Raw genomic sequence first — 13,671 nt, forward strand, 5'->3', positions numbered from 1 at the left:
AACGATTACACCACTCCACAGGACTTGACCCGCCAAGCAGCCACCTCGCGAAATTCAGCACGAGCACGCCCTCCCGGGTATGGGGCTCATGCCTCGTGCGAGTGATGAGAATCTTCGGGAATGCATCCCCGATGGATAGAATCGGCGCAATCTCCCTCTCGAGCGTCGAATCGGCGCCGATATCGTCGCTCACATACACTTTCCTTCCCGGTTTCGAAACTTGGAAGGCAGTATGCGCAAGGATGCGTCGAGGTGCGATCCCAGTCGTACCATGCCAGCAGAGATGTCGAGGCACATTCGTTCATGCTGCAATGCGGGCATCGGAGATGAAAAACAGCCCGTCGGGTAGTCATGGGCGTGCGGGAGCCCGCATCAGTAACCTGCCTCCTCGGTTGTCCCTTCTTTGCATGGTCGTCTACATAAAGGAGGAACCAGCCATGCAGATCAGCATGCTTGCCCTTCTTGGGTCACGGACCGGGGAGGCGAGGGCCTCCGTCGGGACCGCCCCGAGCAACCGGCATATCCAAGGAATGACAAGGCTCGATCGCTGTGCTGGTCAGGATGCCGAAGCGGGCCGTCCGCCAATCGGAATGCGGGTCAGGATGCTGCAACGTGATTCCAGCTGCAGGATACGGCTCCTTTGCGGTTGCCGCAAAACCTGCTGGCAACATTCTTACTATCCGAATGATGTACGCATCCCTTGGGATCGTTTCGCCTGACCAGGGCCATCTTCAGCGCCTCATCGGCCAGCTCGGCAGGCGCCTCTTCCACGCGTAATAGCCCTGGCGGGTCACCTATGCAACCAAAGATACAAAAGGAATCGAATGGCCAGAGAGGATTGCCCTTACCGATGCTCGATTCTTGACAGGCAAACTCAAGCCTCGTTAATATTACATATTACATGGTTTGCCAGACCGAATTAACAAAGGAGGGGTGTCGTGGTTGGTCTTTTCCGCACGTGGATGAGCGCCTAGAAAGCGGCGCTGTTGTGGCGTCGCGCTGTTTTTCTGCACGCCATTTCACGATTGGACATAACCATGATATTTGAAACCTCTCGGGGCAGGTCTGTTCTGCTGTGCCATTCATGGCAATTCAAGCTTTGTTTCGTATGGGGCGGGGAGCTCGTTTCGACATTGACGAGTTCGATTCTCCAAATGGGTCTTATTTGGCATCTCGCCCTCACGACAGGGTCGTCTTCTCTCCTCTCCTTAGCATCGCTGGCAGGCTTTCTGCCGATTGCTTTGTTCGGAATCCTTGCGGGCGCCGTTGTCGACAGACTGCCTTTGAAACGTGTCCTCATCGGCGCCGACCTCTTCATTGCCGCGGTGGGTGCCGCCTTGGCGATTGCCTCGTTGGCCGGCAGCTTACCTGCATGGCTAATTCTCATCGCCCTGTTTCTCCGTGCAGTTGGTACTTCGTTCTACACGCCAGCCTCCCAATCTCTCACGCCCCATCTCGCCCCGCCAGAGCATCTCGTTCGCCTATCGGGGGTGACTCAGGCGATTCAGTCCGGCGGATACATTCTTGGCGCCGCGCTTGCAGCAGTGATTTATCCCGTGGCGGGCATTACCGCTATGATTGTCCTCGACGTGCTGGGAGCGCTTTTCGCTTCTTTAGCCGTCCTCGCCGCACAGATAGACGCAGGGGGCCTCGATGAAGCCGACCGCAGCTTGTCCTTTTCCAATAAGGTTCGAGAGCTCTTCTCTGAGATTTCGGACGGCTACAAGCTGATTAGGGAGTACAGGGGGCTGTTCGCCCTTCTTTGGTGCGGGTTCGTCTTCGCTTTCGCGTTCTCTCCGCTCGCGGCATTGTTCCCAATAATGACCTTGGGGCATTTTGGCGGTAGCACGGGGGATGCCGCTTTGGTGGAAATCCTTTTTTCTGCAGGCATGCTGGCTGGGTCCGGCATTTTGGCGGCCACGGGAGGGTTCCGCAATAGGTCGTTCACCATGGTCGCCGCGATTGCCGGCTTCGGCATTGCCGCAATCGTATCCGGATCGCTCGGCCCGTCATTGTTCGCTGCTTTCCTGCCGGTGAGCTTTCTTATGGGCGCATGCTCCCCGTTGTACGCGGGAACCCAGACTGCCCTTATGCAGGAGCAGATACCTCCTGAGTACCTAGGCCGCGTTTTCGGCCTCTACGGAACCATCATGGCGTGGGCCATGCCCATGGGCCTCGCAGCCCCCTCCGTTTTTGCGGATCTGCTTGGAGCTCCGTTATGGTTCGTCGGCTCTGGAGCGACCATGGTACTGCTTGCGATGGCTATGCTGCTTGCTCCGAGCGTCCGAAACGCGGGGAAAAGAGATACCGGGCAGATTCAATAGCCCAAGTATTCGAAAAAAAGAGGCAGCAGCCATCGGTTCAAGCGTCAGCCTTCAAGCCCTTGCGACGACGAGGTATTGCACCGACATTCCGCATCGCGCTCCTTATTCGTCGCCAACTATCATTTTCGGATTTGCCGGCTTGCGCAAGGTCAAAACGCTCGCGCCGGCAATTGGGCAAAGGCGAAAAATCGACGTGAGCAATCTTTTTTGGCATGGCTGCGCTTCCAGTAAAACGCTAATACACAAAAGGCGGTTCAACCTATGGAACTCATAGTCAAAGCTAAAGACATCTTTTTGGAATATGCCGGCCGCGATATCCTAGATATCGAAGAGTTGGAAATCTACTCCTACGATCGCATCGGCTTGGTGGGAGACAATGGCGCAGGCAAAACCAGCCTGCTTAAAATTCTGAGCGGCAATCTTACCATTGCGGACGCCGACGTCAGGCGCTTCGGCAGCATTGCCCTCATCGGCCAACTCGATGAACTCGACCTTGATGCGGCTCAGGACAGTGGTGAGATGCTCTCCCGTCTCAACGTCGCCGGAGTGGCGCAGGAGACGATGAGCGGCGGGGAGGAAACACGCGCCAAGATTGCCTCTGCACTCTCCCAGCATGCAAGCGCGATCTTCGCCGACGAGCCTACGAGCCACCTCGACCAAGACGGCATCCGCCTTCTCGTCGGACAACTCAAGGCATTTGATGGGGCTCTGCTCATCGTGAGCCATGACCGTCATTTTCTCGACCAGGTGGTAGACAAGATCTGGGAGCTCAAAGACGGCGGTATTTCCGAATTCTGGGGTGACTACTCCGACTATCTGCGACAGAAAGAAGAAGAGCGCAAAGCTCAGGCGACTCGATACGAAGAGGCGATGCGCGAGCGCGATCGCCTCGAAGCCGCCATCGAAAAACAACGGAAAAAAGCACGGCAGGTCGACGCCAAGCGGAAGGCTGCGAAAAAAAGCAACGAGTATGCAGGTCGATTGGGGCATCAGAAAGCAACCGGCACCAAACAGAAGAGGATGTACCAGGCGGCTAAGGACATGGAGAAGCGCCTCGAAGCGCTCGAAGGGATTGAGGCCCCAGATAGCATTCGCGCCGTGCGGTTCCGCCAGAGCAAGGCCCTGGAACTGCATAGTAAATTTCCCATCTCGGCAGACGATTTCAGCTTGAGCTTCGGCAACTGCATGCTCTATGACCACGCGAAATTCGAGATACCGCTCGGTGCCAAAGTGGCCATCACCGGTGGCAACGGTACAGGAAAGACCAGCCTGCTGAAGGCAATCGCTCGACGCGCCGACGGTATCAACATCTCTCCCAAGGCAGAGATCGGTTACTTCGAGCAAACAGGCTACAAGTTCGACGCCCGTCAGTCTGCGATCTCGTTCATGCAGGATGGTTGCGAGTACAGCATGACCGAAATTCGAGGCATCCTCGCCTCTATGGGAATCGGACCGCGCGACCTGACAAAGGACGTTGGCGTTCTCTCGGGAGGCGAAGTCATCAAGCTGCTACTCGCGAAGATGCTGCTGGGCAGATACAACATCTTGCTCATGGACGAGCCTGGAAATTACCTGGACATCAAGAGCGCCGAAGCCCTCGAGCAGATGATGAGCGCCTATGCCGGAACGATAGTGTTCGTCTCCCACGATAAGAGGCTGGTCGAGAACGTCGCAGACATTGTCTACGAAATAAAGGACACCAAGCTAGTCAAAATCTTTCAGCGCGAATAGCCCTAAATGAGCAAGAAATAATCCCCGAACGGAGACAAGGGAGTAAAACGGCAAAGAAAGAGCCTCCGTCCCAACGCAGGGAACGGAGGCTCTTTAATCGCTTTTACTCATCTCCGTCGCTGGTGGCTTTGTCATGACTCTCGTACGAAACGAAACTCAGCGGCACAGTGCGGCACTCAAAATCGCAGGTCAGAACCCTATCGGCCTACTCCCACTCGATGGCTTCAGTTTTACTGTCCCGACATTCCAGTTGTCCTCAGTTTTCGATGCCGTCTCAAACCGAGTGCCGCCAAGTAACACTATGTCGTGTTTCATCGGCTTCGGGGACAAAAGCTGGGACAACTTCAAAAACCATTTTCAAACTCAGAGTATTGAGTTTTTATTTTTGTCCCAAGGGGCACGGAGAGCCGCCTTTGGAGGCTCGATATCGACGAAAACGCCCGCTTTGAAACTCAAGTGCCTTTTCGTGTGCGAGCCGCCAGCTGCAATAGGAAGTGAATCAACGCAGGCGCCTTTCAAGCAGTTTGCAAAACTGCAGGTTGCAGGCCTTCATTGCTAGTAGGGGAAATGAGTAGTCTCAGGTGGCTTGCCCATGAGTTAGCGAGCAGGTTGGGGCTTCGTTGTTGGCGCAATCACTTCGTGCACACTCGAAAGGTCTGTTTAACTTCAGACAGGGCGCCAGTGCCTACGCGCAGTGGCGCAGATGATGGGCAGCAAGAGACAAGCATCTGCTGCCGCCCATCAGAAAGCATCGTACAGGCCATACCACACGTCGGTGTAGATGAAGTCGGCGCCCTTGATGCACTCGGTTGTCGTCGGAGACCTTGCAGTTCTCCTCGCCGATGGCCATGAGGTCGCCCATCTCCTGCGAAGGCGGGCGAGCCGTAGCTCGCCCGACCTGGTACGTCTTACAGACCGTGCTTACCGAGAGCGGCCATGCGCTCATTGATGGTGGCGCGGTATGCCGCAGCCTTCTGCTCGTCGGGCTCGCTCTGGGGGCACAGAGTGGCCAGGATGGCGCGAATGGAGTGCTTGCGGTTCTCGGCCTCGACCCAGCACAGGGAGCGCTCGGGATCGTCCATGACCTCGTCGACGACTTCCTCGCCACGGTTGGCGGGCAGGCAGTGCATGAACATGCTGTTCGGACCGGCAACGTTCATCATATCCCAGGTCACCTGGTACTTCGGATAGAACACATCCATGTAGCTGGAGCTGGAGACTTCACCTTGATTATCAACTTTATCCGAACACCTCCCACATTCATCCGCACATGTGCGGATGAATGTGGGAACCCGATACCCTGAGGGCCGGATCGGCCGGCCCCGGGAGATCGGAGGACGGCATGTCCGGAAAGAAGAAGAGCGGCTCCGCAAGGGCGGTCCCGAGGGCCTACGGAAGGCTCACGAGGCACGAGCGGGACACGGTCCAGAGGATGCTGGAGCGCAGGGCGTCGTGCAGGGAGATCGCGAGGGAGCTGGGCAGGTCGCCCTCGACGGTGAGCGCCGAGGTGGCGTCGCACAGGTTCGTGACGGCGCCGAAGGCCAGGCGCGGCGAGCGCGTGGACGCCTCCGCCGACCTGTCGGCGGCCTGCCCGCGCCTGGCGGCGTGGCCGCGCTGCTGCAACGGGTGCGGCCGGTACCGCGCGATCGGCTGCAAGCGCCGCCCCCACGTCTTCTACGAGGCCCGGGCCGCGCAGCTGTGCGCCGACTCGGTCCTCGTCTCGTCCAGGCGCGGGATAGACGCCGACGAGCCCGCCGCGGCGGCCAGGCTGGAGGCGATAAGGGACTGCCTGCGCCGGGGGCTGTCGCCCGAGCAGATGGCGGCGCGCAACGGCGGCCCGGTGGACCTGTCGCCGTCGACCATCTACCGCTGGGTCTCGGCGGGCTACGACGGCATGACCAACATGGAGCTCAGGCGCAAGGTCGGCTACAGGCCGAGGAAGCGCGCCGCGGGCCGGGCGGCGACCCGCCACTCCGCCCGCAGGTCGCATGCCGCGTTCCTCGCCCTCGGGGAGGACGCGTGCGCCGCGGCCTGGGAGATGGACACCGTCGAGGGGGCCCGGGAGGACTCCGCCTGCCTGCTCACGCTGCTGCACCGCCCCAGCAGGCTCCAGCTCGCGCTGCCGCTGGAGGAGAAGACCGCCGGGTGCGTCGCGGACGCCCTGGAGGGCGTCCGGGCCATCCTCGGCGCCGACGGGACGCGCCGCGTGTTCCGCGCCGTCCTCACCGACAACGGCGCCGAGTTCTCCGACGAGGCGGCGATCGCGGCGCTGCTCGGCGAGGGGCCGGGCGAGACGAGGCTGTTCTACTGCGACCCCAGGCGCAGCGACCAGAAGGGCGCCTGCGAGCGCAACCACGTCGAGATCAGGAAGCTGCTGCCCAAGGGCGCCGGAATCAGGTTCGACCGGCTCGCCCCGGCCGACCTGGCGCTGGCCATGTCGCACGTGAACTCCGAGCCCCGCGGCGCGCTCGGCTTCGCGACGCCCGCGCGCGCCTTCAGGGCGATGCTCGGGGAGGACGCGGCGGCGCTGCTGGACGCCTACGGCGTGGAGGACGTGCCGCTCGGCGATCTCGACCTGACGCCGGGGCTCATCGAGAGGGCGCGCGCAGAGAGGGGCGATGCCCCGCTGGCCTAGCCTAGGAGAAAAACGGAATAGACGGACCGACCGTCCGGCTGAGTCTGGGAAGAGGTGCCGGGCGGCGGGCGGAGCATGGCCACCGGACCCATCGAAACACATCTCCACCATTCCTTCAACTGGGAAAATGCCGCCCCCGGGGCCCGGATAGGACCTCGGGGGCGTTCGGTTAACTGCGGGAGCGTGCCGTCAGCTCAATGTGTTCGGTTGGGATCGGAAATCAACCAGTGATCTTACTGAACATATGGCGCACCTTGTCCAGGCGGCTGTTTGGACGGCGGGGCTGGATGACTGGCTTGCCGACAGCGGCCTGATACCCTTTCAGTTCTGTAAGGCATACGCTCTGCCCGTTGGTGTAAAAGGCCAGATCAGTACGGTATGCCTGTATACAGCGGGCGGGAATCTCGCCAGTAAAGACAACTTCATCCTTTTTTACCTGGACCGTTTCGATGGTGGCACAGTATTTCGGTGCATCATGATAAGCCCTGGAAAGATATTCCCGGGGCGCATAGAGGGTGAAGGAGAGATAAGGTTCCAGCAGTTGCGTCCCTGATTCCTTCAATGCCTGTTCCAATACAATCGGGGCCAATGAGCGGAAGTCCGCCGGCGTGCTGACCGGACTGTAATAAAGCCCGTATTCAAAGCAAATCTTACAGTCCGTTACGTTCCAGCCGAACAAGCCCTGCTCCAGCCCGTAACGGATACCATCCCTGACAGCGTTTTGAAAACTCTGGTTCAAGTATCCCAGCGAAACCCGGCTCTCGTATTGTACACCGGAGCCAAGCGGGAGTGGTGTAACAGACAGTCCGATGGATGCCCAAAACGGGTTGGGCGGCACCTCGATATGGATGGTGTGGCTGGCTGCTTTGAGCGGCCGCTCCATATAAATGACGGGGGGTTCCTTTACCACTGTTTCAAGCTTGTATTTTTCCGACAGCAAAGCGGAAACAACCTCCAACTGCACCCGGCCCAAAAAAGAAAGAATGATCTCATGGGTGATGGAATCCACCTCGCAGCGCAAAAGCGGGTCAGTATCCGCAAGTTGCGTAAGAGCGTCCAGCAGCCGTTCTCTTTGCGCTGCCGTTTTCGGCGCAATCGACGTCCGCAGCATGGGGAGGGGGTCCTCACGCCACCTTTTACGAGGGAGCCGGGTTGGGTCCCCTAATACATCGTTTAACCTCACGCTGTCGCTGGGAAGGATAACAATTTCACCCTGATAAGCGGTGTCTGTCCGAACAATTTCCCCTTTGGATGGAATACGCATCTCTGTGATTTTCAGCTTTTCTCTCCCGGCCAGGGCCACCGTATCCCGCAGGCGCAGCGTTCCGCTGTATAGCCGCAGATAGACACGCCGCTGGCCGCAATCGGTGTACTCAACCTTGAAAACGCTGCCGCATAGGGTGGCGCTCCCCTGTTCCCCAATCGGTTGGAACAGTCCTGTCACCGCATCCATCAACGGTTGAATGCCAAGGCCCTTTTTGGCGCTGCCATGATAGACCGGAAACAGGGAGACTTCTTGAACCCGCCGCTGTTCCTCCCGCGCAAGTTTTTCCTGGCTGATTGGTTCTCCTGCGATATACTTTTCCAATAATGCATCGTTATTTTCGATGACCGCATCCCATGCTTCTATGTCGGTATTTTCCTCCAGGACTATTTCCGGGGACAGCGACACCGTCTGCTTGATGATAATATCGGCGGAGAGCTTATCCCGAACAGACTGAACCACGCTCTGCAAATCAACGCCAGCCTGGTCGATCTTGTTGATAAAGATAACGGTGGGAATGTTCATTTTCCGCAGGGCATGGAACAGAATACGGGTCTGGGCCTGCACGCCATCTTTAGCGGAGATCACCAAGATGGCCCCATCTAAAACAGCCAAAGAGCGGTACACCTCCGCCAAAAAATCCATGTGGCCGGGCGTATCCACAATGTTAACTTTACATCTGTGCCACTGGAAGGAAGTGACTGCCGCTTGAATGGTAATCCCACGCTGCCGCTCCAAAAACAAGGTGTCCGTCCTCGTTGTCCCTTTTTCGACGCTCCCCGGTTCTGAAATGGCTCCACTGGCATATAGCAGACTCTCCGTCAAGGTCGTCTTTCCAGCGTCTACATGGGCAAGAATCCCGATATTGATAATGTTCATGTCTATCCTCCATACAAGGCCCGAATGGGCGCAAAAATCCCCAGCGGCTAATACTTTTACCGCTGGGGATTATAAGTTGCGGACATACACATATACAGCATACACCTGTTTGTGATTGCTGTTTTTGGGGATATGTCAAAATTGATAAGGCAAAAGTATTCTTAAATTGGGTACAAAAAACTAAGCCCCTACAAAAGGAGCTATCATAATCCTTTGTTCCCACTATTTGATTATAGTTTTATTTAAGAATACCTTGCCGCATATTTTTTACTCCTTTTCTGGATTAAATCATTGTATCACATCAGTTTTAGGAAAGCAAGTACCTAAAAGGGCTCTTCGCATTTGAGGGTGTAGGTGTTGTGGGCGGGGTTGGGCGTGTCGTGGCCGGGTAGGGGTCGAGGTCTTCCGATGATGGAGATTGCTACACCGTCCATCTGAAAGACCTCGACATGGCCAATACTATCTTTGATCGCCCTGACCTGAGCGCGTTCACGCGCCTGGATGACCTGGGCCTGGAAGTGACGGGCCAGCGCATGTGGCCAGACCATGCAGTGTTGGCTTGCCGGATTGCTGGTGAGGACCGGTGGTGTCGACGCTGCGGATGCCAGGGCGAGTCGCGTGACACGGTGATCAGGCGCTTGGCGCACGAGCCTTACGGGTGGCGCCCCACGATCTTGCACGTGAGCGTGCGCCGCTACCGGTGCCAGGAGTGCGCCCATGTGTGGCGTCAAGATATGAGCCAAGCGGCCGATCCGCGCGCCAAGCTCTCGCGTGCGGCGGTGCGCTGGGCGCTCACTGGGCTGGTCGTTCATCATTTGACGGTGGCGCGTATCTCCCAGGCCCTCGGTGTGTCCTGGAATACCGCCAACACCGCTGTCCTGGGTGAAGGCCAGCGTCTACTGATCAATGATCCAACTCGGTTCGATGGCGTGCGTGTCATCGGGGTGGATGAACACGTGTGGCGCCACACCCCCTACGGAGACAAATACGTCACCGTTATCTTGGACTTGACACCCATCCGAGAACGCAGCGGCCCCTCCCGACTCTTGGACATGGTCCCGGGTCGCTCCAAGCAGGTCTTCAAAACCTGGCTGGCCTCCCGCCCCGACACGTGGCGAAGCCGCATCGAGATCGTCGCGATGGATGGATTCACCGGGTTCAAAAGCGCAGCCACTGAAGAACTCCCCGGCGCGAGGGCGGTCATGGACCCCTTCCACGTCGTGCACCTGGCTGGCAACGCCTTGGATGAGTGTCGCAGACGCATTCAGCAAGAACTCCACCACCGGCGCGGGCGTGCCACCGACCCCCTGTACAAGGCCCGCAGGATGTTACACACCCGCTCATGCCTGCTCACGCCACGCCAGCAGCACCAACTACTCAACCTGTTTTCCGGTGAGGAGCACGTCGCGCTCGAGGTCACTTGGAGCGCCTACCAGAACATCATCGACGCCTACCGCGCGCCCGACACGGACGCGGGTAAGGCCCTGATGGAAGCCGAAATCAACACCCTGACCTCCACGCGTGTACCGAGGGGTCTGACCGAGCTCATCACGCTGGGCAGGACACTCAAACGCCGAGCCGGGGACATCCTGGCTTACTTCGACCACCCCCACACCTCCAATGGCCCTACCGAAGCCATCAACGGACGCCTCGAACACCTACGCGGCTCCGCCCTCGGGTTCCGTAACCTCACCCACTACATCACCCGCTGCCTCCTCGAAACCGGCGGATTCAGACCCCAACTACACCCCCAATTATGAAGAGCCCGTTTTCTGTGGCACCGGTGATAGTAGTTCCTAGTTTTGCGGTGCGGCAGATGGTATCGACGATGACATTTCCGTTAGGCTGCACAGTAGGTCCTTAGTTTTGTACGGATGGATTAGATACCTTTTTCCTACAAAGCCAAGGACCCCAATATCTTGTGCCACGCCCGAACCCCCGGCGAACTAATCAATGCACTCTAAAACCGGAAGAGCCCTTTTAGTACTACTGGTGGATTTCGGTTTTGGTGGGGATTAACGCCGCCGGCCTCGATTTTTCCGTTGAGGAGGTCGTTGACTACTTCCCGATGGTGAAATGGGCCGATGGCGCGGTGAAGAGGAACCAGTCACCTGGAAGAGATCGATCCAGTCGCTGGTGTGCAATCTGGGAGGTAGGGTTGCGGGGTCGATTCCTCGCGAGCGCAACCATGATTGTGTCTCTGAACGTGATGAAAACAACCCTGCCCTTCGGAGAATTTCCCCTATCCCGCGTCCCCGGGCAGTGAAAACGGTGTGCACCATCGCCTGAAAGGCTTTGCGCTGCTCTATCGGAATCTTCGGGTCACCCACCCGGCGGATCACTAAGATCCCCCCGTCAACGTTTGGCTGTGGCCGGAAAGCAGGCCTTGGTACCCGAGAACCCAGGTGAAACGTGAACCATGGGGACCACTGAGCCGTCATCATCGTGCTTGCGCCTACCCCGGCCCGGCGGCGAGCGACTTCCCACTGCATGAGGAGTACAGCGTCAGTCCATGCTGGCGCATGCAGCAACTTTCGAAGAATGGCAGTGGTGAGGTGAAAGGGAATGTTTCCCACAATGACGCAGGGAGTGGCGGGTAACCGGAAGTTAAGGAAATCATCATGGACCACTTCGACCGCCGCCGAGGAGGTTTCTTGTGTGATTTTGGCAGCTAGTTTTGCGTCCACTTCAACTGCCGTTATCGCCCTCCCCAAGTGGGCCATCGGGTGAGTGAGGGCACCGCTTCCTGGTCCGATCTCAATGATGGGGCCGGAGGTTTGTTTCACAAGGTCGATGATGGAGTTGATGATCTTGTGGTTGGTGAGAAAATTTTGGCCATGCTCGTGACGGCCGTGTCCGTATGCAGACATCAGGTGTGCTCCTTGGATTTGAAAGGGAGCCGGGCATGACAAATAGCCGCCCGGCTAAAGGACCGGAGCGGTTTTTAACCTACGGGGTAGGAAACCGCCTTAGCGGTTGGTGCGCAACCGCAAGAAAGCGGTACCTGAAATCAACATGGGTCTAATTATATCCATTAAAGGGTTAAGGGTCAAAATGTGTGTCTGGCTCGGCGTGTCGCGGGGGTTAGATTTGGCCTTTTTGAATGCCGATTGAGTGGGTGTAGTCGGTGTCGATAGCGTTGTCGTAGAGGGCTGGGCGTCCTGTTTCGTGGTCGGCTTGGTTCTCGGTTTGGGTCAGGGTGGATACTTTGGCGAGTTGGCCCTGGCCCCAGTCGGACTGCCTGGCGATTCGTACTGGATCGTCAGGCAGTTCCGTTTTTAAGTAGAGCCACCAATCCAGCATGCGGCGTTGTCGTTCGCCTGATCTGCCGCGGTGGGTTCTGGCGAGCAGTTTGAGCTGGGCGTTGATGCCGCCTTCTAAGCTGTTGGTGGTGGATTTGATCCGCTCGGGCGCAAGGACTCCTGCTGGCGGGTTGAGGTAGACAAACAGCATCTCGGACCGCCAAAGATGGTTGAGGCTGTTGTAGGCCTTGCGCACGTTGTGGTGGGTCCACACGCGGGTCCATGCACCTGTTTTGGGGTCTTTGATCATGGTTTTCTCGTTCATCCATTCCCGGTAGATCGTTGAAAACTCGTGCAGTTGCACACCCCACGCGGCGGCTTCATCCAGTGTGGTGATCCGGGTCAGTTTCAGCGCAAGTCGGTAGATGGTGCGCCCGGCATCGGTGCGTGGGTTGGTGGTGGTGTAGCGGCGGACCACGCGTTGGGCGTGGACGAGGCAGCGTTGAATTTTCGTAGTCGGCCAGCACTTTTTGATTGCGCTGTATGCGCCTTGGCCGCCGTCGATGACGGCGATGAGTGGGGCTTCGATGCGTTCAAGCAGCAGTTGGTAGTCGCGGGTGGTTTCGTGTTTGCACCAGTGCCAGGCGATCACGTGGTCGATGGTCGCCGCGACGATCAGGCAGCCACCGGCGGTGTAGGTGCCATCGAGAAATACCTGGTCGTAGATCCGCTTGTGGTGGCCGGCGGTGGGGTCAGGCACATCAACGAGCCAGCACCACTTGAAGCGCCGCTTCATGGTGGCGCGGCTAACACCGTTTCGTTTGGCTAGGTCGTCGAGTGATATTGCGGTGGTGCAATGCTCGATGAACTGGGTGAACACTGCCGCGTTGGTGATGTCGTTTCGACGTTTGACGCTGGAGGCGCCGCATTGTTTGCAGCGCCATCTGGTGGTGCCTTTGCTGGTGGTGCCGTTGCGTTTCATTTCACCGCCGCAGTGGCAGCGTGGTTGGTTCTTCGACATTGCGACACCACACCACGCCGCGCATAGCACATCACGGCTGCCACACCGAGGATTTCCCGTCGGGGGCTAGATATATGCTTCCGGAGCATATACTTTCCGGAAACCTACAGGTCAATCCGTGAAAATCCGCGATTCCGGACACACATTTTGACCCTTAACCCTGGGTATCGCCACCGGCCCTTGGACACCAGGGTCGGCACCATTGACGTGGCGATCCCCAAGCTGCGCTCAGGTACCTACTTTCCAGAGTGGTTGCTTCAACGCCGCAAACGCTCCGAAAGCGCCTTGATCACAGTGGTCGCTGACTGCTACCTAGCAGGAGTATCCGCGCGCCGTATGGACAAGCTCGTCAAAACCCTGGGGATCACAGGACTGTCCAAGTCCCAGGTCTCACGTATGGCAGCCGACCTGGACGAGCACGTGGATCAGTTCCGCAACCGGCCCCTCCACGATGCCGGGCCTTTCACCTTCGTCGCCGCTGACGCACTGACCATGAAGGTGCGCGAAGGAGGACGCGTCGTCTCGTGCGCGGTTCTGGTTGCCACCGGAGTCAACAATGACGGACACCGCGAAGT

9 protein-coding genes and 2 pseudogenes are annotated in these 13,671 nt (G+C 58.1%); 5 read left to right on the forward strand and 6 right to left on the reverse strand.

Going from position 1 to position 13,671, the window contains the following annotated elements; genetic code table 11:
• Window positions 1–193, reverse strand: a pseudogene (locus tag HMPREF3055_RS09335) (hypothetical protein); the annotation flags it as partial.
• A gap of 844 nt (window positions 194–1,037) precedes the next feature.
• Here HMPREF3055_RS09335 and HMPREF3055_RS04105 point away from each other — a divergent pair.
• Together HMPREF3055_RS04105 and abc-f are read left to right on the forward strand one after the other, a co-directional pair.
• Window positions 1,038–2,324: an MFS transporter gene (locus tag HMPREF3055_RS04105; RefSeq protein WP_005987410.1), complete on the forward strand. Its 1,287-nt coding sequence runs from the start codon at window positions 1,038–1,040 to the stop codon at window positions 2,322–2,324.
• Window positions 2,325–2,585: 261 nt separating this feature from the next.
• Window positions 2,586–4,055, forward strand: a complete 1,470-nt coding sequence (abc-f, locus tag HMPREF3055_RS04110) for a ribosomal protection-like ABC-F family protein (protein WP_005987409.1) — start codon at window positions 2,586–2,588, stop codon at window positions 4,053–4,055.
• Window positions 4,056–4,963: 908 nt separating this feature from the next.
• Here abc-f and HMPREF3055_RS04115 read toward each other — a convergent pair.
• Window positions 4,964–5,251 carry a Rossmann-fold NAD(P)-binding domain-containing protein gene (locus HMPREF3055_RS04115; RefSeq protein ID WP_204371245.1) on the reverse strand — a complete coding sequence of 96 codons (288 nt, stop codon included), beginning with the start codon at window positions 5,249–5,251 and terminating at the stop codon, window positions 4,964–4,966.
• 146 nt (window positions 5,252–5,397) lie between these two features.
• Here HMPREF3055_RS04115 and HMPREF3055_RS04120 point away from each other — a divergent pair, with 146 nt between their 5' ends.
• Window positions 5,398–6,690 (forward strand): IS30 family transposase, encoded by a 1,293-nt coding sequence (locus HMPREF3055_RS04120; protein ID WP_005987407.1) that lies wholly within the window; start codon window positions 5,398–5,400, stop codon window positions 6,688–6,690.
• Between the two features lie 220 nt (window positions 6,691–6,910).
• Here HMPREF3055_RS04120 and tet(W) read toward each other — a convergent pair whose 3' ends face one another.
• Complete coding sequence (gene tet(W) / locus HMPREF3055_RS04125; protein WP_070738148.1) at window positions 6,911–8,833, reverse strand: tetracycline resistance ribosomal protection protein Tet(W); 1,923 nt, start codon at window positions 8,831–8,833, stop codon at window positions 6,911–6,913.
• Between the two features lie 449 nt (window positions 8,834–9,282).
• Here tet(W) and HMPREF3055_RS04130 point away from each other — a divergent pair, with 449 nt between their 5' ends.
• The gene (locus HMPREF3055_RS04130; RefSeq protein WP_049353248.1) at window positions 9,283–10,593 is read left to right on the forward strand and encodes an ISL3 family transposase; all 1,311 of its coding nucleotides are present in this window, start codon (window positions 9,283–9,285) and stop codon (window positions 10,591–10,593) included.
• Between the two features lie 255 nt (window positions 10,594–10,848).
• On the opposite strand, the gene erm is transcribed toward HMPREF3055_RS04130, so the two are convergent.
• The 3 genes from erm to HMPREF3055_RS04140 form a co-directional block, all read right to left on the reverse strand.
• Window positions 10,849–11,703 (reverse strand): 23S ribosomal RNA methyltransferase Erm, encoded by an 855-nt coding sequence (erm, locus tag HMPREF3055_RS04135; protein WP_049353249.1) that lies wholly within the window; start codon window positions 11,701–11,703, stop codon window positions 10,849–10,851.
• Window positions 11,704–11,802: 99 nt separating this feature from the next.
• Window positions 11,803–11,868 (reverse strand): erythromycin resistance leader peptide, encoded by a 66-nt coding sequence (locus HMPREF3055_RS09535; RefSeq protein WP_071569110.1) that lies wholly within the window; start codon window positions 11,866–11,868, stop codon window positions 11,803–11,805.
• A 49-nt stretch (window positions 11,869–11,917) separates the two neighbouring features.
• Window positions 11,918–13,096 (reverse strand): IS256-like element IS1249 family transposase, encoded by a 1,179-nt coding sequence (locus HMPREF3055_RS04140; protein WP_005323424.1) that lies wholly within the window; start codon window positions 13,094–13,096, stop codon window positions 11,918–11,920.
• A gap of 150 nt (window positions 13,097–13,246) precedes the next feature.
• Between HMPREF3055_RS04140 and HMPREF3055_RS04145 the strand changes: the two are divergent.
• Window positions 13,247–13,671, forward strand: a pseudogene (locus tag HMPREF3055_RS04145) (transposase); the annotation flags it as partial.

The sequence above is a fragment of the Rothia sp. HMSC061C12 genome, from assembly GCF_001815755.1.
In the GTDB taxonomy this organism is placed as follows: Bacteria; Actinomycetota; Actinomycetes; order Actinomycetales; family Micrococcaceae; genus Rothia; species Rothia mucilaginosa.

Bases quoted from the DNA above. Each gene is read 5' to 3' on its own strand.
- HMPREF3055_RS04120 (WP_005987407.1), top strand. From the start codon at position 5,398: ATGTCCGGAAAGAAGAAGAGCGGCTCCGCAAGGGCGGTCCCGAGGGCC.
- HMPREF3055_RS04105 (WP_005987410.1), top strand. From the start codon at position 1,038: ATGATATTTGAAACCTCTCGGGGCAGGTCTGTTCTGCTGTGCCATTCA.
- HMPREF3055_RS04140 (WP_005323424.1), bottom strand. From the start codon at position 13,096: ATGTCGAAGAACCAACCACGCTGCCACTGCGGCGGTGAAATGAAACGC.
- HMPREF3055_RS04130 (WP_049353248.1), top strand. From the start codon at position 9,283: ATGGCCAATACTATCTTTGATCGCCCTGACCTGAGCGCGTTCACGCGC.
- abc-f (WP_005987409.1), top strand. From the start codon at position 2,586: ATGGAACTCATAGTCAAAGCTAAAGACATCTTTTTGGAATATGCCGGC.
- erm (WP_049353249.1), bottom strand. From the start codon at position 11,703: ATGTCTGCATACGGACACGGCCGTCACGAGCATGGCCAAAATTTTCTC.